Source organism: Pandoraea thiooxydans (assembly GCF_001931675.1).
GTDB lineage: Bacteria > Pseudomonadota > Gammaproteobacteria > Burkholderiales > Burkholderiaceae > Pandoraea > Pandoraea thiooxydans.
This window is the reverse complement of sequence record NZ_CP014839.1, coordinates 401751-420211: the sequence shown is the minus strand read 5'-3', so window position 1 is coordinate 420211 and position 18461 is coordinate 401751. Positions and strand designations below refer to the sequence as shown.

At 60.3% G+C, this 18461-nt stretch carries 14 protein-coding genes; 1 reads left to right on the top strand and 13 read right to left on the bottom strand.

Translation table 11 applies throughout. The annotated features are described in order from the left end of the window. Positions 1–13: 13 nt before the first annotated feature. From PATSB16_RS01950 to PATSB16_RS01910, 9 genes are all read right to left on the bottom strand, one after another. Positions 14–1846: a DUF1302 domain-containing protein gene (locus tag PATSB16_RS01950; RefSeq protein WP_047212388.1), complete on the bottom strand. Its 1833-nt coding sequence runs from the start codon at positions 1844–1846 to the stop codon at positions 14–16. A gap of 127 nt (positions 1847–1973) precedes the next feature. Further along, on the bottom strand, positions 1974–3335 hold the full coding sequence (locus tag PATSB16_RS01945; protein WP_047212387.1) for a DUF1329 domain-containing protein: 1362 nt from the start codon (positions 3333–3335) through the stop codon (positions 1974–1976). 196 nt (positions 3336–3531) lie between these two features. After that, positions 3532–4149 (bottom strand): nitroreductase family protein, encoded by a 618-nt coding sequence (locus PATSB16_RS01940; RefSeq protein WP_047212386.1) that lies wholly within the window; start codon positions 4147–4149, stop codon positions 3532–3534. Positions 4150–4195: 46 nt separating this feature from the next. After that, positions 4196–4828, bottom strand: a complete 633-nt coding sequence (locus PATSB16_RS01935; RefSeq protein WP_047212385.1) for a cytochrome b — start codon at positions 4826–4828, stop codon at positions 4196–4198. A 44-nt stretch (positions 4829–4872) separates the two neighbouring features. Beyond that, positions 4873–6324, bottom strand: coding sequence for an aldehyde dehydrogenase family protein (locus PATSB16_RS01930; RefSeq protein ID WP_047212384.1), 1452 nt, complete (start codon positions 6322–6324; stop codon positions 4873–4875). Between the two features lie 245 nt (positions 6325–6569). Beyond that, the gene (locus PATSB16_RS01925) at positions 6570–7913 is read right to left on the bottom strand and encodes an aspartate aminotransferase family protein (protein ID WP_047212383.1); all 1344 of its coding nucleotides are present in this window, start codon (positions 7911–7913) and stop codon (positions 6570–6572) included. A gap of 833 nt (positions 7914–8746) precedes the next feature. Then, positions 8747–10120, bottom strand: a complete 1374-nt coding sequence (locus PATSB16_RS01920) for an APC family permease (protein ID WP_237170279.1) — start codon at positions 10118–10120, stop codon at positions 8747–8749. Positions 10121–10237: 117 nt separating this feature from the next. Further along, positions 10238–10612, bottom strand: coding sequence for a DUF4440 domain-containing protein (locus tag PATSB16_RS01915; RefSeq protein ID WP_047212381.1), 375 nt, complete (start codon positions 10610–10612; stop codon positions 10238–10240). Positions 10613–10666: 54 nt separating this feature from the next. After that, on the bottom strand, positions 10667–12070 hold the full coding sequence (locus PATSB16_RS01910; RefSeq protein ID WP_047212380.1) for a flavin monoamine oxidase family protein: 1404 nt from the start codon (positions 12068–12070) through the stop codon (positions 10667–10669). A gap of 624 nt (positions 12071–12694) precedes the next feature. Here PATSB16_RS01910 and PATSB16_RS01905 point away from each other — a divergent pair. After that, complete coding sequence (locus PATSB16_RS01905; RefSeq protein ID WP_047212379.1) at positions 12695–13420, top strand: IclR family transcriptional regulator; 726 nt, start codon at positions 12695–12697, stop codon at positions 13418–13420. 68 nt (positions 13421–13488) lie between these two features. On the opposite strand, the gene PATSB16_RS01900 is transcribed toward PATSB16_RS01905, so the two are convergent. From PATSB16_RS01900 to PATSB16_RS01885, 4 genes are all read right to left on the bottom strand, one after another. Then, complete coding sequence (locus PATSB16_RS01900; RefSeq protein WP_206093660.1) at positions 13489–14940, bottom strand: NAD-dependent succinate-semialdehyde dehydrogenase; 1452 nt, start codon at positions 14938–14940, stop codon at positions 13489–13491. Between the two features lie 9 nt (positions 14941–14949). Next, positions 14950–16449 carry an NAD-dependent succinate-semialdehyde dehydrogenase gene (locus PATSB16_RS01895; protein WP_047212377.1) on the bottom strand — a complete coding sequence of 500 codons (1500 nt, stop codon included), beginning with the start codon at positions 16447–16449 and terminating at the stop codon, positions 14950–14952. Between the two features lie 73 nt (positions 16450–16522). After that, positions 16523–16843: an NIPSNAP family protein gene (locus PATSB16_RS01890; protein WP_047212376.1), complete on the bottom strand. Its 321-nt coding sequence runs from the start codon at positions 16841–16843 to the stop codon at positions 16523–16525. Beyond that, a complete protein-coding gene (locus PATSB16_RS01885) occupies positions 16833–18461 on the bottom strand; it encodes a bifunctional 3-(3-hydroxy-phenyl)propionate/3-hydroxycinnamic acid hydroxylase (RefSeq protein ID WP_047212375.1) in 1629 nt (542 codons plus the stop codon). Before PATSB16_RS01885 ends, PATSB16_RS01890 begins: the two co-directional genes overlap by 11 nt.

Below are 18461 nucleotides of genomic sequence, written 5' to 3'. Positions count from 1 at the left end.
AGTTGAACTAAGATCAGAAGTTTCTGGTCGCGAAGATTCCGACAAAATTCCGATCGGCGAACGGCTGGCCCACGGTTTGATGCCCGCCAAAGAAGGTCGTGAAATTCATGCCGGCCTGCCAGGTTGCTGCGTCCTGGTTGAACAGCACGTAGACGTTGACCGACTTCGCGCCCTGCAGATAATTTGCCGAGAAGGTCGGCGTATAGCCATACAACGCATCCGTGAACGTAAAGCCCGGCGTAACCTCCCATCCCGGAATGATGCTGCCGTCGTACGTCCAGTTGAAGTCAACCGTCGCCCCCACGGAGCTCGCCGTACCCTGTCCCGCGGTGATCGGATAGCCAGTGCCGGAGTTGTAGTTCAACCATGTGTCATAACCAGCCGACGGCGCCTGTATCACCGGCGTGCCGCTGGCCGTCGACGCGTACGTGCTGGCGGAGCTCACTCCCGGGTAGTAAATCCAGGTAAGTTCGGCAGTCAGCGTGGCCTCGTCGGCTTTGATGAGTTTCAGCAGCGGCTGCGAGCTTTGCGTCATGCTCAACTGGCCATTGATGTCGAACTGCAACTTCTTTTTGTCCATCCACTGCTTGCAGTCGACCCCGCTCACGCCATTGGTATTCGAGTCCAACGGCCCGCCAGGCTTGAAGCAGCTCGATAGCGACACGGCATCGCGCGGACGATAGGAGAGCTCGGTCCCGACCGCCCAATCGCCAACCGGAAAGTCGGCGCTGACGCCAAACAGCTGGCGATTCTGCAGGTACGACCACTCCGACGTGCCATTGGCCAGCGAGGTAATTACCGGATTCTTGTCGGTGTAGTTCTCGTAATAGAAGCCGAAGTTGACATCCATGCTGCGCGGCTTGTAGTTGAACTTGACACCAAACTGCGGCTTGTTGCCCGGCTCGCGGGTACCCACCGGAATGCCAAGGGAGAAGTATGGCGAACCGGCATACTGCCCGTTGATCAGCCCCTGGTTGATGGCCGCCAAGGTTGCCGGGCTTGCATGCGGCCCCGCAATCGCGCCCGCATCCAACCCGGTTTCATTGAAATTCTGGGTATTGAGCGTCAGGGGCTGCTGGCCATGACCGAAGATATTGCCGACCGACCAATAGGAGCCGACTGGCGGGTACCGGTTGGCGTTCCAATGCCACTGCAAGTATGCTTCGGTACTGAACCCGTCAGGCAATTCGCTGGCGAAGCTGATCATTTGCGCCGGTATCAGCGCCTGTTTGAGCTGCGTCCCGGGGATCAACAGCGTCTGGATATCGACAGCATTGGTTTGGTTGATGCCGCCGCTGGCGAAGTAGCTCTCGCCCCAGTTGATGACCTGGTTACCGACCCGCACGTGAGCCAGTCGGTCATCGATGGAGAAATCTTTCTCGAGCCATAAATCAAGCAGTCGCGCATTGTGAACGATCTGACCTCGCGCGCCGCCATCCAGGGGCGTGCGGGCGGTGTGGTCGGCGGCGAAATCGTAAAGCCCGGTGCCGCGTATCATGAACTTGTAGCCTTCGGACGGCATCGTAAGCAGCAGCTCGCTGGTCGCGCTCAAATATGCCGTGAAGGGATGGCCCTTGCGGTAGTTGAGATCGCCATCGGTGCCGGCACCCCATTGCGCCACATTGGCCGATGCGCCGCAGCCGTTGGCATTCGGATCGCCGGTCAGGCTGCAGCTCGGATTCTTGGTCCGAATGCCCGTGCTACCCGTTATGTTCGAGACCCACGAACCGTGCAGATCCCCCAACCCCGTGTCGAATTCATAACCGTAGGCATACCCGGTGCAGCCCAGAAGGGTCGCGGCTGCCACGCACACAGGAACGCTCTTTCTGATTTTTTGCAATTTCATTATCTTCCCCATGACGGAGTCACCAAGGGCGCTTGATTCGCTCTCGGTGTGATTCCAGGACGGCAATTTGTCGAGCAAACCCGGCCGGCTAGGAGCCGGGTGTGCTCCCTCTTATATTTCGCGGTGATTAGCGTTCGCTGATGGAGCGCAAATTCTCCGCCGTGTAGTAGTCGCCCCTGAATCTCGGGTCGTTGGATTCTTCGAAGAACCGAATATCCTTTCCGCCGCCGATGACCGATTGGTCATCGACGTATTGGCCGGAAGTCAGGTTGTATTGCGCGAACGGCTCGAGCTCGCAGGTTCCGCCCAGTTCCCAGACAGGAATCGGATACCCTTCCTTGACCTTGTAGAGCTTGCCTTGCGCGTCATAGTCTTCGCCGGCCAACGCCAAGTAGGTGTCCTCGTCCAGATACAGCACTTTCTTCTGGGAGATATGCCGCATATTCGGCTTGAGGGTCGCGACCAGCACGTAGACGCGATGGAGCTCGTAACGGCGCGCGGAAGGGTCGACGTCATTGTTCTTGAAAACGTCGCCGACACTCTTCTTGAAATTGAACATGCCGAAGTCATTGTACGGAACGTACATTTCCTTCTCCCCGGCCAGCGTCCAGTTGAAGCGGTCGATATCACCGTTGAACAGCTTTGCTTCGTCGATGGTGTATTGGTTTTCGAAGCCGATCTGCGGCGCATCGTAGTTATACGATGGCATGCGTCGCACGCGCCGTTGCCCCGGGAAGTAGTAAAAACTCTCGGCGTTGCTGTCCCCGAAGTGGTAGTTCTGTACGAGCGCCTGGCCCGCGAACGCCGCGGGCGTCTCATACGCGAAGTAGATCGAGAACAAATTCTCGTCCGGGGTCAGCTTGTTGGCCCCCTTCTTACCCCACGGGTAGTACATGGTCTGCTTGCTGGTCACGGAAATCCAGGTATTGCTGCCCGGCCGTGGCGACACCATGGTGTAGGTCTTTGGCCATTCCGTGCCAACCCCACGGTAACGAGACAGGTAGTTCCAGATGGCTTCCTGTCCGGTTTTCGCCGCCGGGAAAGGCAGGCCCGGGAGAATCGCCTGCTGGATGTGGTTCCCGTCCGGCGTCAGCTTGGCGTACGTGGCATTCTTCTTGATGTTGGCATCGACCCAGTCAGGATAGCCGCAGTCGCGGTGAGTTGGATAAATGTCCATGCGATAGCCCTTGATCTTCTTGAACAGTTCGATCTGGCCAGGCGATAGCTTGTCGGCATACTTCATGTAGTTTGAAGCGTCGATCGAGAACAGGGGCTTCTCGTCCTTATATTTCCAGTAGTCGCCGCGGAACTTGCCGTAACTCCAACCTGGCAGGGGTTTGTCCTGCCCGGCGAATGCGGGAATAAGCCCATCCTTGCTGGGCCCAGCCTTGGCGCCCGTGACGGTAACGCCACCTGGCGATTGGGCCCACACCGTCAATGCCACGGCGCTGCAAATCGCCAATGCACTCAACTTCGCAATTCGTCTCATTACTTCCTCCTGTCGCTGTATCTAATCGGTATCCACAGTTATTGGTCTGTCTCAAACGTCCGTGCTTCTCAGAATTTCACACCGTCACAACCCCACCCGGTGCGCGGCTGTCGCCCTCCAGCCGCGGTATTGCCTCACCCCGTCCGCGTACTCGCGCCTGTGCCATTGGCAGTGTTTCGAGTACATGCCGGGTGAGCTAAACGATCGACAGGACCTCGCCCACGTCGCGCCTGGGTTTGCGAGGCCAGTTGCCGGTCGCGGCGCGGCCCACCGCCACGAGCATCACGGGAATCTCCTGCGCGCCAAGATCGAAGTTTCGTGTGACGGCCTGCGGATCGAACCCGATCATCGGCCCGCTGGCGAGCCCCATCGCCTGGGCCGCGAGCATCAGGCTCATCGCTGCGAGGGATGCCGAGCGAATCGCCTCGTCGCGCTGCATCGCCGGGTCGTCCTGGTAGCTGCGAGCGGCGTCTTCGACCCAGCCATGAAGGGCCTCGCTGCTGATGTGGCCAGCCTCGTGAAACGGCCGCATCGCGTTGAGCGCGCCGGCGTGCGGGTCCAGCTTTCCGCACACGATGAATGTCACCGCGGCTGCGCCAACCTTGGGCTGACCGTATGCCGCATCCATCAGAACCTGCTTTCTGTCCGCCGACTTCACGGCAATGAAGCGCCAGTTCTGCAGGTTGTACGCGCTCGGCGCTTGTGTCGCGTAATGAACGAGATCGCGAATGACCTCGTCATCGATATCGCTGGCGGCATCGAAGCGATTGATTGACGTACGCGCTTCAATCACGGCTAATGCGGGATGTTTCATAATGGTTTGAATAGGCTCGTAATTTCCGTTATGCCAACTGAGGGATTCATTCGGTCGCTTCGTGTTGCCTGGGCAACATGCGCCGTAACGTGGCGTCTTTCCGAATCGCGTGGTGATAAATTGCCGCACTCGCGTGAACCGCGATGAGCGGCCAAACCACCCACTTGCCGAGGAATCGGTGTATCGACCAGATGAAATCGCTGAACGTCTGCCACGTGAGGCCGAACGTGCTCGAGATCCACGAAAAAAAGCTCGTGTACTGAAAGGAAGGAATGGTGAACAGGCCGAACCGCGTCGGGTCGTCGGTATTCATATATCCGGTGAGCGGCATGACGATCATCACGACATACAGGGATACATGAGCGACGATTGCCAGGAATCTTTCCAGCCGCGAATGCGAGATCGGAGTGGGCTGGATGGAAAACATCCGCCACAGCAATCTCGGAAGAAATGCGACGCCGACGAGGATGCCGAGCACCCAGTGAATGTTAAGGATCGGCACGATGCGCGCCTGATCCGGAGCCAGTCCGAACAGCGCGGGCTTGATGCTCGTCTGCGGGTCCACCACCCAAATCACGTAGTAGACGACCACATAGGCCACCACAATTGCGGTGGCAATGGCCCAGTGAAAGAGCATCGCAACGGCGCCGTAGGCATCGGCCGTATTTTTCCATTTCATCGGTAGCTCCTTGGCACGAAAGAGAGCACGAAAATCAGTCGCAGTTACGGCAAAAGCACTGTGACGACCTTCTCCTCGGTGTATGCAAGCGCACCCGCGAAGCCGCCCTCGCGCCCTATGCCGCTCATCTTGATGCCGCCCCAGGGCAGATTCGGATCCAGCGGGCTCCAGCAATTCACCCCGACCGCGCCGACCTTCAACGCGGCCGCGACCTTATGTGCGCGCGACAGATTTTCCGTCCATACGGTGGCCGCCAGGCCGTACTCGGAGTCGTTGGCCAACGCAATCGCATCTTCTTCCGAGTCGAATTCGATGATTGTTCCTACCGGGCCAAAGATCTCCTCCCGGGCAATCGCCATGTCGTTGCTGGCGCCGGAGAAAATGGTGGGATTGACGAACCATCCCTTTTCCGGATTCGACACGCCACCGGCGAGCAACTCGGCGCCCTGATCGATGCCCGACTGGATATAGCGGTTGACCCGTTCGAACTGCGCCTTCTTGGCCACCGGTCCCATTTGCACTCCCGGCGCGCTGGGGTCGCCTACCTTCACCGAGGCCGCGGCCTGCGCGAGCGCGGCGGAAAACCGCTTGGCAACGCCTCGTTGCACCAGGATCCGCGATCCCGCGGCGCACACTTGCCCCTGGTTCACAAAGAGCCCCAGCGCACAGCCGCGAACGGCATGTTCGAAGTTGGCATCATCGAACACGATCTGCGGGCTTTTGCCCCCGAGTTCGAGCGCCACGCGCTTGAAGCTGGCGCCTGCGATACGCTGAATCTCGCGAGCGGTCTCCGGACTGCCCGTGAAGGTCACTTTGCTCACGCTGGGATGCTCGCAAAGCGCACGCCCGACGACTTGCCCCAATCCGGTAACGACGTTCACCACGCCATCGGGGAAGCCGGCTTCCTGGCACAGCGTGGCCAGATGCACAGCCGACAGCGGGGTCTCCTCCGCCGGCTTGATTACCACGGTGCACCCGGCCGCGAGCAGCGCCGCCAACTTCCATGCGGTGATCATCAGCGGCGCATTCCACGGGACGATAGCCGCCACCACACCGACGGGCTCCCGTTTTGTATAGGACAGCGTTCTGGTGCCCATATAGCCGTCGGTCGGAATCGTTCGCCCTTCCAGCTGATTTGCCCAGCCTGCGGCGGCACGGAAAGTCCCGATGGCGTTGGGGACGTCCATCATCCGGGGTTCCATCGGCAATCGCCCGATGCATTTGGCATCCATCTCGGCAAGCAGCTCCGCATCCCGCTCCACCAGCGCCGCCAGGCGATTGAGCAAGCCGCCTCGTTGCGAGCCACTGAGTTTGCTCCACTCGCCGCCGTCGAGCTGCGCTTCGGCCGCGGCCACGGCGCGCGCAACGTCTTCGCTGGTACCGCGCGCCGCGGTTGCGAATTCTTCTTCGTTGACCGGGCTGATGAGGCTCATGCGCCCGCCATCGGATGCTTCGACGAATGCGCCTTCGATAAAATGTTTCAGATGCTGAATCATAAATAAACCTTGAAAGAAGCCGCGAGGAGGCGATCCCTCGCGATGACCCGCACGCCGACGACTTCCGGCGCTTTGCTCTTATCCCTCACCGATGCGATACGACCAGGCGCATACGCATCGGGCTTTGCGTCGCTCGGCGCTCCGGGGCACCAGACTGCCAACCACGGAGCGCCGGCAACTTACATCAACGCCTCGATCCGGTCCGGCATGAAGACACACCGGCGCCTTCCGCCATGACGCGAATCTCACCGAACAAAAGGCGTTTCCTTGAATGCCGCATCCAAAGCATTAACGATCGTGTCGATTTCGTCACGCTGAATCACCAAGGGCGGCGACATGATGATCTTGGTCCCGACCGGGCGCACGATGGCGCCATGCTGCCGCACCGCTTGCGCAAGGCTGTAGGCATAACCGGACATCGGGCTGATCGACTCGCGAGTCTTCTTGTCGTTGACCAGATCGATTGCCACCATCAGCCCCTTGCCGCGCACCTCGCCGACGGCTTCGTAACGTTCCACGAACGGCTGCAGCGCCTCGAGCAGATAAGCGCCTTGCTTGCCGGCATTGGCCGGCAGGTCTTCATTCAGGACGATATCGAGACTGGCTAATGCAGCCGCGCATCCGACCGGGTGCCCGGCGTATGTGTAGCCGTGCATGACGGTCCCGGAGAAATCCTGGTTCTCTTCGAATGCCTGAGCCACCCGCGAATTGAAGACGGTTGCGCCCAGCGGCACATACCCCGACGACAACCCCTTGGCAAAGCACATGAAATCCGGCTTGACGCCCCAGGCGCGCGCCCCGAACAGGCTGCCGGTGCGACCGAAGCCGGTGACCACCTCGTCGGCGATCAGCAAGACCCCGTATTTGTCGCAAACCTGACGCACCATCGGCCAGTAGCTCGCGGGCGGCACGATAACGCCGCCGGCGCCCTGCACGGGCTCGGCGATAAACGCGGCGACGGTGTCCGGCCCCTGGAACTCAATCTCGCGCTCGAGCAGTTGCGCGCACAGCACCGCCAGCTGCTCAGGATCATGCGTGAAGGGATTGCGGTAGACCCACGGATTCTGCACATGCGAGCAGCCGGGCATTACGGGCTCGTAGTTGCGGCGAAAGACCATGTTGCCGTTGACCGCGGCGCTGCCGAAGTGACTGCCGTGATAGCCTTCCTTGAGCGAGATGAATTTGGTGCGATCCTTCTGCCCCATCACTTTCCAATACTGCCGCGCCAGCTTCAACGCCGTTTCCGTCGCGTCGGAGCCGTTCGAGCTGAACACAACCCGTTGCATGTCTTCCGGCGCCAGGACGTCGATCAGGCGAGCCGATAGCTCCTCCGCACGCGGGTTCGACACGCCATCGAAGAGCTGGAAATATTCCAGCTGATCGAGCTGCTTGACGATCGCCGCCTTGACCTCCGGGCGATTGTGGCCAACGTTCACATTCCACAGTCCGCCGACACCGTCCACGAACTTGCTCCCGGCATCGTCGAATACGTAAGAGCCTTCACCACGTACGATTCGCAGCGGCTTGCGTTGCTTCATTGCAGCCGGGTGCATCATCGGGTGCCAGAAGCGCGAATTTTCATAACTCATTGTTGTCTCCAGTGGGTCAAAGGTGCGGGACCGCGCAAATCGCGGCAACTATCGCAAACCGGCTATTTGCGGCAGGTCCCAACCGTGGTGAGAGTATCGAGTCATGACCCCGGAATCGCTTAACCCAAATTAGCACTTTGCTCACGCCTGTCAGTTCGCCGCACGTTCCGTCACACACTTTTCTCATTGCGTACGGCGCTCATTCCAAAAACACACAAACCCAACAGCATTTCCGCCTTGCCCATCCCTATGGCTGCGAGACACCAATGGATGCGGATGCCCAAGCCCGCAGGAGATTGGGAAGCGTCTCTCGGCGGGCTCGATCCGATGGCGAATTCTAGATTGCCGACGGTAGGCCATCCCATAGGTAAATTCCCTATAATTCCGCAATTTGGGATTTAAATAATTTATTGACCCTATAGATTCCGAATATTTTGAGATAATAGCCGGCAAATTTGGGACTTTAGTAATCGCGCAGAATCACACCAGCGGTCATGTCGACCCAGCTCGCAGGGGGGCGCCGCGCCGGCCAATGATTCGGTCCGGTACGGGTGATCGCGACAAAGCGGCTGCCGGCCGGAACCCCAAGCCACGGGCACTCACCGCCAAGCGGACGCAGACACGGACGCACCGGGGAGTGTCGGAACAGCCCTTTGTATTTCTTGGTCTCGACTCAGTACCGATGGAAAGCCGGCGAACGCCTGGCCATGAAGATACGGTCTGGGCTCGATACAACCGACCGCGTCAATGGCCGGTGCACCCAAACAGGCGTGGCGCGGAACGTGCGCATGCACGCCTTTGAGCGCCGTGCATGGTTGCCGCCGTAACCGCAGTTACGGCAGGCGAACAAGATCCGACAGCTGCGCGTACCTCGTCGGGGACCGGCGGCGCAGGTCTGTGGCATAGCACGACGCGAGAAAGCCGGCCAGCAAGACACTCAGCGCAAGGGAGTAACTCAGCGCGGCGGACAGGCCGGACAGGAGTTCGACGTGAATAATCATCTCCCAGAGGAAGAACAGCAAGACGGCCGCGCTGATGGCAGGCGCGAACAGCGAGCGCCAGAGTGACACGCCCGTCCGATTTCTTCTGAAAAACACCACCACGGCGACTGCAGCCAGCACCTGGCAGGAGAGCACGCCAACGGCCGACGGGACACTCGCCCATGGCAGCACCTGAAGCATCGGGTCCAGTCCGGCCTTCGCGCAAAGCAGTATCAAAACCACCGATATGCCCATGGTGGCCGCCGAAGCGATGTGCGGTGATTGGCGCTGCGGATGGGTGCGGGATAACACGCGCCATACGAGCCCTCGGACCGCCAGGGCATGCCAGTATCTCGCCACGACATTCGTAAAGCTCAGAACGGCCGCGAAGAGACTTGTCATTACCAGCACGGACCCGATCTTGGCAGCGGTGTGCCCGGCCAGGACCGAAAACATCGACAGCCACATCCCCCCTGGATCGCGCGACGCCACGCCCACTGCCTCGGCAATCCCGAAGTGATTCAGCATGAGCCAGATCGATCCCGCATACAGGACCCCGATGAACACGATGGAAAAGTACATCGCGCGCGGTACCGAGCGGTGAGCCTCGCGAGCCTCCTGGGAATAGATGGCCGCCGTCTCGAAACCCATGAAAGACGCAACCACGAAAATCAGCGACGGGCCAAAGCCCTGCGTGAATACCATGCTGGGAGAAAACGGCAGAAACGAAAGCGCCTGAGCTGCGGGCCTCACGCGCAGCAGTTCCAGCAAGTCGGCCAGGAGAATGACGCCAACCTCGGAGAGCATCAGAATGAGCAACAGGCGCCCGCTGAACTCGATACCCCGCACGCACAACAGATGCGCGGCGACGGCCGCGACGATAGCGCAGATCCACCACGGCACGGCGAGGCCGAACAGAGCGCATGCGACGCTTAAAAAGTGCCCGAGCATCGCGTAGCAAGCCAGCAGCACAGCGACGTACGATAACACCGCGATGCAGGCTCCGCCCACGCCGGGGATCGTCCCAAGCCCCTTGGTAATATAGGCGTAGAAGGCTCCGCCGTTCTTCACATGGGGGCTCATCGCACAAAAGCCGACCGCAAACAGCAGGTATGCAACACAGACGATGACGTAGGAGCCGGGCAATCCGATCCCGTTGCCGAGCGAGATGCTTGCCGGAACCCCACCCCCCATGGACGTCAGCGGACCATTCGTCGTGATCACCATCAGGAAGATACCGAACCACCCGATGGTGTCTCGCTTGAGGCCGGTGTGTTCGCTTGGCGACGTGGGTGAATCCGACATGGCTTCCTCGTTACAATGCAGTCAAGAATGGATATCCGCTCACGCGGCCTCGAAGGTCCCCAACCCATACATGTCGGCCGCGATGACCCAGGCCGCACCGCGCTTGCGCCAGGCCGTCAGCGAGCGAAATGCGATCGTTTCCTCAGGCTGGTCCGCCCTTGGCGACGTCCACTCGAGCCAGGTTGCGGCCGCGCCGTCGCCGAGCTCGGTGGTACTCACAGCCCGAATCGACAGCATCGGCGTGGTCTTCAGCATTTCCGTCAATATCGGCAGCAATGCCGAGCCGGATGTGATTCCGGGCGCTCCCTCTCCCGAGACAGCGGCATCCTCGGCAAACATCTCCTGGAAGACAACGCGCGCATCGCCGGCTCGGCACAACGTCTGCAATTTCTCGATAGCTTCGTTCAGATTCATGGTTCTTACTCTCCACAACAGTTGGTTGACAGTGCTGACACAGGAATGGGCAGCTCAGCGGGATGCGCGCAAATACGACAAGAGGTCGCGCGCACTACGGATTCCCTCTTCGATGGCTCCGTCGATAAAGCCTCGCCACCCGCTTGCCCAGTCGGTGTTGGCGAAGAACAGCGGCGGCGCGGGTGTCTGCAGCTCGTTCAGTACCCTGGAAGTCTGTCCCGGCGAGAACCACGTCCACCCGCCCTTGGCGTACGGATCGTTTGTCCAGTCGTGTGCAAACACTTCCTCGACAACCACCCCCGGTAGAAACTTCCTCAGTTCACTCTCGATCAACCGGATATCACCAAGATCGATACTGTCATCCGGACCAAAGCCGACCAGAACGGACTTGCCGCCGACCTCGCGGTCCGCCACCACCATCGTCAATGGGTTGGGGAATGGCGCAAAGCCCACCCACGCGCCGACGCTGCGGTCGACCCGGGCGATGAATTTCGTGCCGGCGCAGACATGCCGCTCCCGTTGCGCCGCCAGACGCTCATGAGACACGCCGGATGTGAAATCAATGTCGCCGAGTACATTCAATGGCGCGGCGACGACGACCGCCTTGCAACGGATCTCCATTGCCTTGGTTCGGACTCGGACCGCCCCGTCGACCACGCTGATTTGCGAGACCGGATGCCCAAGCGCCAGGTCCGCGTTCGCGTCCTTGAGCAGCGCAAGCGCCAATGCGGATGTTCCTTCGGCGATCTTGTAGCGGCCCAATCGTTTCAATAACGAGTCGGCCGAATATTCTCCGAGCGCCCACCAGCGCAGCTGGTCATGGAAGCCGCCCTTGGCTGGGTCGGTCGCGGCATTCATGGTCAGGAACGACAGCAGCAGGTCACGCTGACGCCCGGCCGCCGGAATCATCGCAAAGCGATCAGCCAGGCTAAGCGCATCCGTGCTCGCCAGCAGCTCGGGCGACGCTGCGTGGGGGTTCGCGAACGCCACCCGGCCCTGCGCCCCGTCGATATCACAGTACGCAGTGAGTATCTGCTCGAGATCCGTCCCTATTGCCTCGGCCGTATCGGTCACCAGGCCATCTGCGCTCAATATGCTCATTGTGTCGGCCGCACCGCTCAATGACTCGGTGATGGTGAGGCCGTATCGATGGATTTCGTTCCACACATAAGGTTGGCCCCAGTGGATCCAGGTCCCGCCGATTTCATATTTCTGGCCATCCTGTTCGGCAACAAAAGTCCGGCCGCCAATTCGGTCACGCGCCTCGACAATTGCCACGCGCAGGCCCCTGCAACCCAATTCGCGGGCTGCCGTGAGGCCGGCGAATCCCGCCCCTACCACGACTACGTCGTACTCGCTATCCGGCAGGGCTGCTCTGTCAAGCGCGGCCGGCGAATTCAGGCCTTGGGTTGCAGCGCGTCCAGGCGCGATGCTGAGTCCGTCAGAGGTGTTTCTCATTGCGTACGGGAATGATCGAAAAAATTCGTACAGGGCCACCGGCTACTTCGTCATGGACATCGCGATGACGGCAAGGGACCGACGGAGGAAGGCATTCGAGCCCGCGGCACGTGACGATGTCGCCGCTGAGCTGATTCAATGACAAATTTTAGGTTGCAGGCATCGCAATTCCCCATAGGGGAATTCCCTATAATTCCTTAATTTGGGATTTAAATAATTTATCACGCCGATAGCCGATTAACATTGCAACCAAAATCCTTTAATTTGGCATTTCATAAGAACGAAGGATTTCGCCGATCCACCGAGTCCGTTTTGGGCCGTCGACACCGGGATCATTCAGAATGTTGCCGCTGGCGACAGCCGGTTGGGCGTGTTGCGGAGAAACTGAACGAGTTGCCATTTGCTGTACTTATGAGGCGAATTTTTATTAAAATCTCATCATTCGGATTTTTTGCTTTTATCCGATCGCTTTTGCACGTCAGTGGGAAACCCTGTCGGAGGCGCCGGCCGGCGTCGAGTAGCAGCAGGCGGTGACCTTGCCGGTTGGCGCAAAGAATAGGAAAAACTCGCCACCGCCAGCCGACCTCAGCCTTTATCAAACCCGTTTGAGTCACGGATCAAGCTATGTCCAGCCTCACCAAAATGCTCTCGATTCTCGATATATTCTCGACCAGCGAGAGATCCATGACCGCCGAGGAAATCGCCGAGCACATGGGATTCTCGCGAACCACCTGCTACCGTTATGTGAAGGAGTTGGCCTCGGTCGGATTGTTGGTGAGCAACAACGGGGCTTACACCCTCGGGCCGCGGATCATCCACCTCGACTACAACATGCGGCAATCGGACCCGATGTTGAAGGCGGCGGAGACTGTCACCGAAAAGCTGACGCAGGTGACTGGGGGCGACGCGTTGATCTCGACGCTATATGACGAGCAAATCATCAATGTGCTGCATGAAATTGGGGCGGAGAACCTGCAGCTGGGATTCGGCCGAGGGCGTGTCATGCCGTTGTTCCAGGGCGCGTCGTCCAAGGTCATCGTGGCATCGATGTCGCGTGCGCGCCTCAAGCGGCTGCATGACAGGCATCGCGCGGAGATGGGGGAGTTCGACGACTGGCCGACGTTCTGGCGCCATTGCCAACGAATCGCCACCATCGGCTACTGGATCTCCCGGGGTGAACTCGATCGCGGATTCGTCGGTATCGCGGCACCCATTTGCGCGGCCAGCAATGGCGAAGTCAACAGTAGCCTGTCTCTGGTCTTTCGCGACGAACATTTCGCGCTCTTCGACCAAGCCGTGCTCGGCAAGCTATTGGTCGATGCGGCAACCCGGATCGGCCAGGCGATCTGAGCGGTCGACCCGACACCGATGACTGACGACCGCTCGCCGAAGCGGTCGTCTCTGATCCGTCCAAGCGGTCAAATCCCGCCCAGGCACAGATATTTGGTGTGGACGTAGTCCTCGATGCCGTACTTGGAGCCTTCACGCCCCATGCCGGATTGCTTGACGCCGCCAAATGGCGCCACCGCGGTACTGAGCAACCCTGTATTGATCCCCACCATGCCGTACTCGATTTTCTCCGCCACACGCCAGATTCGCCGGATGTCGTTGGCAAAGAAGTAGGCGGCGAGCCCATACTCCGTCGCGTTGGCGATGGAGACGGCTTCGGCATCGGTCGCGAATCGAAACAACGGTGCCACCGGCCCGAAAATTTCCTCGCGGGCAATCTTCATGTCCGCACCGACGTCACGCAACACGGTCGGCTCATAAAACGTTCCGCCCTGCGCGTGCCGTTGGCCGCCAGTCACAAGCCGCGCGCCTTTGGCAAGCGCATCGCCCACCAACTCTTCAACTTTCGCGAGCGCCGCGGCGTCAATCAGCGGGCCCTGCGTAACATCGGGATTTATGCCATTACCGACGCGCAGTCGCGACACGGCGGCAGCGAGCTTTTCCGCAAACTCGTCGTAGACGGCGTCCTGTACGAGAAAGCGGTTGGCGCAAACACAGGTTTGCCCGGAATTGCGGTACTTGGACGCCATGGCGCCTTCGACCGCGGCGTCCAGATCCGCGTCATCGAAGACGATAAACGGTGCGTTGCCGCCGAGCTCCATCGACAGCTTCTTGAGCGTAGGGGCGCATTGCGCGGCAAGCGTGCGGCCAACCTCCGTCGAGCCGGTAAACGAAAGCTTGTGCACGAGCGGATTGGCGCTCAGTTCGCCTCCAACCGCCGAAGCGTTGCCCGTCACGACATTGATCACGCCATCGGGTATGCCGGCTCGCTGGGCGAGTTCGGCCAACGCCAGCGCAGACAGCGGTGTCTGAGACGCCGGCTTGACCACGACCGTGCACCCCGCGGCCAGCGCGGGCGCGACTTTTCGCGTGATCATCGCCGCCGGGAAATTCCACGGCGTGATGGCCGCGCATACGCCAACCGGCTCCTTGAGCACGACAATGCGTTTGTCACTCCATGGCGAGGGGACAACGTCGCCATACAGCCGCCGACCTTCCTCCGCGAACCATTCGATGTATGACGCCGCATAGGCAATCTCACCTCGCGCTTCGGCCAGGGGCTTGCCCTGCTCGAGCGTCATGATCAGAGCCAAATCTTCCTGGTGGGTGAGAATCAGGTCGAACCAGCGGCGCAAGTACTTTGCGCGCGTCTCGGCCGTCAGTTCGCGCCATGTTGCAAAGGCGCCGTGAGCCGCCTCGACGGCCCGCCGTGTCTCCTTCGCCCCCATTTTCGGCACGGTGCCGAGTGCGCGGCCATCGGCGGGATTTGTCACCGTAATGGTGGAGCCATCGTCGGCATCGAGCCAGCGACCATTGATATAGCACCGCGATTTGAGCAGCTCTGCATCCTTGATATTCATGTTTATCGATCAGTTCAGTTGCGTGACAAACTTGGTCACCAGATATCCATCGAAACTTTCCGTACCGCCTTCGCTGCCGAAGCCGCTGTCCTTGACACCACCGAACGGAATCTCCGCCGGGCCCATGCCGAAGTGATTGATATTGACCATGCCGGCCTCCAGTTCGCGGCTGATGCGATGGGCATTGTGAATCGACGTGGTGAAGACATATGACGCCAGGCCAAACGGCAGCCGGTTGGCCTCGGCAAGCACTGCATCGAGTTCATCGAACGGCACGATCCCGACGATCGGCCCGAACGGCTCTTCGTTCATCAGGCGTGTCTGGTTCGATGGCGCGAGCACGACCGTCGGCGCGAAGTAATTCCCTGCCGGGTAAATGCGCGCGCCCCCCAGCGCGATTTCCGCCCCGTGCTCCTTGGCATCTACAACGAAGTTTTCGATTTCCGCGACCCGTCGACCATGCGCCAGCGGGCCCATCGTGACACCGCGCTCAAGTCCGTAGCCGACGCGGATCTTCTTGACCTCGTCGAGATATCGGTCAATGAAACGTTCGTAGACACCGCGCTGGACGAAGAATCGCGTCGGGGAAACGCAGACCTGCCCGGCGTTGCGGAATTTATAGGAGGCAAGCATCGTCGCGGCACGCTCGACGTCCGCATCGTTGCATACGATGACCGGCGCATGCCCACCCAGCTCCATGGTCATGCGCTTCATTTGCGCACCCGCCAGCGCCGCCAGATGCTTGCCGACCGGCACCGAACCGGTAAAAGAGATCTTGCGTACCAAAGGGGATTCGATCAGTTGCGCGGAGACCTCGCTGGGGACGCCCCAGACGATATTCAGGCACCCCGGCGGCAGCCCGCTGTCGTGGAATATGCGTGCCAGCGCAACGATCGCGCTGGGCGATTCCTCAGGCCCCTTGAGCACCACGGTACACCCCGCGGCCAGCGCCGCGGCAAGCTTGCGCAGCGCCTGATTGAAGGGGAAATTCCACGGCGAGAAAGCCGCGCATACACCGATCGGCTCGCGCAGCACCGTCTGCTGAACATCCGGCGATCTGGCGGGTATGACCCGGCCGTAAATGCGCCGGCCTTCCTCGGCATGCCACTCGAGATGCTCCGCAGAGGAAATGACTTCGGCAACAGCCTCATGCAGCGGCTTGCCCTGATCCATGGTGATATGGCACCCGATCTCGTGCGCGCGCTCACGAATCAACGCTGCCGCCTTTCTCAGAATGTCGGAGCGAACGAGCGGTGATTCGCGCTTCCAGACGCCAAACGCGCGATGCGCTGCGTCCACCGCGCGCGCGATATCGGAGGCATCGGCAAACGGCAGCTCGCCGATGGCTTGCCCGGTGCCGGGATCGACGACGGACAGAGTACGACGCTGTTGTACGCCAATGAACTCACCATCGATGTATAGGTGAAGGTCGGCGTAGGTTGCCGCGGGCGAGTTCGTCGATTCGGCAGCGAGTGGGGAGAGATTTGTCAAAATGGATACCTCGGTCATCGGTTGTTGCGCCTGGCCACGCTGACTCGCCGAAAAGCGCCATCGGCGATTTTGTCTTTGCGATCTCGCGAGCCTATGAACCGGCCCGCGTCCCACCGATCTCCTCGCGCAGAATCAGGTTTTCCTGCTTGACGAGCAGATGGCGAACTTTGCCGCGAAATTCCGCGAACTCGGGGTCGGACATCAATGCCGCGCGCCGACGCGCACGCTCGTCGAGAGACGCGAACGGCCACAGATAGATCAGTTGGTTGAGTGGCCCAATCTCGGTGGTAAAGCACCCCAGCATTTTCCCCAAGGCCCGCTCTTGCGGACCCTGGCCAAACTCGGCATAAAGCCGCAGGTATTGCGAGACACCACCCGGCACGAGCGTATATATCCGCTGCTCAACAAACATGTTCTGTCTCCTGTTGCTTTGATGAGAATGCCTGGAAGCGGCGCGTCATCTCGGCGAGCCCGGCGTCGTCGGTCTGTGCGGCCACGTAACGATCGGGTCGCACGAGCACGAGCCGGCCAGGGTGCTTCTCAAACCACTCGGCCAGGGTGTTGTCGACATCCTCGACGCACTCCGTGCCGTAGTCGCTGGACACGCGCCCCTGCCGGGACATCCCGCTGCGAGAGCGATTGATTTGCACAAATTTGGCGCCCATCGAAACCCAGTACGCGCGGTCCTCCGGACTGAGGACTGCCTGCGGATCGCACCGCCAGCCGATAATCGAAAACCATGGCCCCATGACATCGTCGAGTTTCCGGCGAAGTCCATCCGATGTCTCAACGTCGGGCTGCACGATCATCTTGCCAATTGCAGTCGATGGCCCACTCAGCACCAAGCCATTCGTATAGCTGGGCATCGGCTTGAAACGCATTTGCAGGACATAGTTGCGCAGTCCGGGGGCGCAACGCGCGAGACTGAAGAAGGCGTCGCGCAAAAATGCCACCGTCCGGCTCGTCGGCATCAGCATCGCACCGAAGGTGTCGGCCAGATCGATCATGGCCTTGGCGTGGTCGCGGCGCTCGGATTCATACGTCTTGAGAACGTCCGCGTTGAACGCACCCTTGATGACGCCCGCCAGCTTCCAGGCCAGGTTACCCACGTCGCGCAAGCCGGCGTTCAATCCCTGGCCGACCCACGGCGGGGTCAAATGGGCCGCGTCGCCGATCAGTGCCACCCGTCCGACCAGGAAGCGCTCGGCTACCCGGGAATGGTGCGTATAAGTGCGGACCCGCACCAGTTCGATGGCATCGACGTTTCGAACGTACGGCGCGATTAGCCGCTTGATCGTCTGGGGCTTGACGATTTCCTCTTCGTTTTCGTGCGGGAAAACGAGGAACTCCCAACGCCGGTAATTGAACGGCAGATAGACGCACACGCTCGGGCGGCGAGGATCGCACACGAGCGCCGTGCACGGTTGCTCGAGATCCGCGTTTTTGACGTCGGTGACCACCCATTTGATCGGATGTGTCTTGCCATCCAACTTCACGCCGAGCATCTGCCGCACCGAACTGCGGCCGCCATCGGCGGCAATCACGTAGTCCGCCTCCAAGGTGTAGAGTTGACCGTCGCCGCGACGCACCCGCAACGTCACCCCTTGCTCGTCCTGCGTCAGCTCGACGACTTCCTCGCTGGTGCGAAGCGATACGTGCGGGTAGCGTGTCAACCCCTCACGCAGGGTCTTCTCGGCCAGTTGCTGCATGAATATATTGCGGCGCCACCAGCCGAATTCGCGGACCGATGGCCGAATGTCGGCAAAGCATGTGCCGTTGGCCTTGAACATCCGCAGCGGTACGTTCTGGATGATGTCTCGGCTCAACTCGTCGGTGAGACCGGCGGTCTGAAACAGTCGAAGCGCCTCGTCGTCGATCCCGACCGCACGAGGAAATTCAACGATCTGAGCGGTCTTTTCAACGATCACGGTGTCGATACCGTAGAGACCCAACATATTTGCCATTGCCACGCCGTTGGGTCCGGCACCGACAATGGCGACCGACGTCCTGTTTGATTCGTTTGTCGCCAC

What these genes read in the sequence shown, in the direction of transcription:
- PATSB16_RS01950 (WP_047212388.1), bottom strand. Translation starts at nt 1,846, where the DNA reads ATGAAATTGCAAAAAATCAGAAAGAGCGTTCCTGTGTGCGTGGCAGCC.
- PATSB16_RS01945 (WP_047212387.1), bottom strand. Translation starts at nt 3,335, where the DNA reads ATGAGACGAATTGCGAAGTTGAGTGCATTGGCGATTTGCAGCGCCGTG.
- PATSB16_RS01940 (WP_047212386.1), bottom strand. Translation starts at nt 4,149, where the DNA reads ATGAAACATCCCGCATTAGCCGTGATTGAAGCGCGTACGTCAATCAAT.
- PATSB16_RS01935 (WP_047212385.1), bottom strand. Translation starts at nt 4,828, where the DNA reads ATGAAATGGAAAAATACGGCCGATGCCTACGGCGCCGTTGCGATGCTC.
- PATSB16_RS01930 (WP_047212384.1), bottom strand. Translation starts at nt 6,324, where the DNA reads ATGATTCAGCATCTGAAACATTTTATCGAAGGCGCATTCGTCGAAGCA.
- PATSB16_RS01925 (WP_047212383.1), bottom strand. Translation starts at nt 7,913, where the DNA reads ATGAGTTATGAAAATTCGCGCTTCTGGCACCCGATGATGCACCCGGCT.
- PATSB16_RS01920 (WP_237170279.1), bottom strand. Translation starts at nt 10,120, where the DNA reads ATGGTGATCACGACGAATGGTCCGCTGACGTCCATGGGGGGTGGGGTT.
- PATSB16_RS01915 (WP_047212381.1), bottom strand. Translation starts at nt 10,612, where the DNA reads ATGAATCTGAACGAAGCTATCGAGAAATTGCAGACGTTGTGCCGAGCC.
- PATSB16_RS01910 (WP_047212380.1), bottom strand. Translation starts at nt 12,070, where the DNA reads ATGAGAAACACCTCTGACGGACTCAGCATCGCGCCTGGACGCGCTGCA.
- PATSB16_RS01905 (WP_047212379.1), top strand. Translation starts at nt 12,695, where the DNA reads ATGTCCAGCCTCACCAAAATGCTCTCGATTCTCGATATATTCTCGACC.
- PATSB16_RS01900 (WP_206093660.1), bottom strand. Translation starts at nt 14,940, where the DNA reads ATGAATATCAAGGATGCAGAGCTGCTCAAATCGCGGTGCTATATCAAT.
- PATSB16_RS01895 (WP_047212377.1), bottom strand. Translation starts at nt 16,449, where the DNA reads ATGACCGAGGTATCCATTTTGACAAATCTCTCCCCACTCGCTGCCGAA.
- PATSB16_RS01890 (WP_047212376.1), bottom strand. Translation starts at nt 16,843, where the DNA reads ATGTTTGTTGAGCAGCGGATATATACGCTCGTGCCGGGTGGTGTCTCG.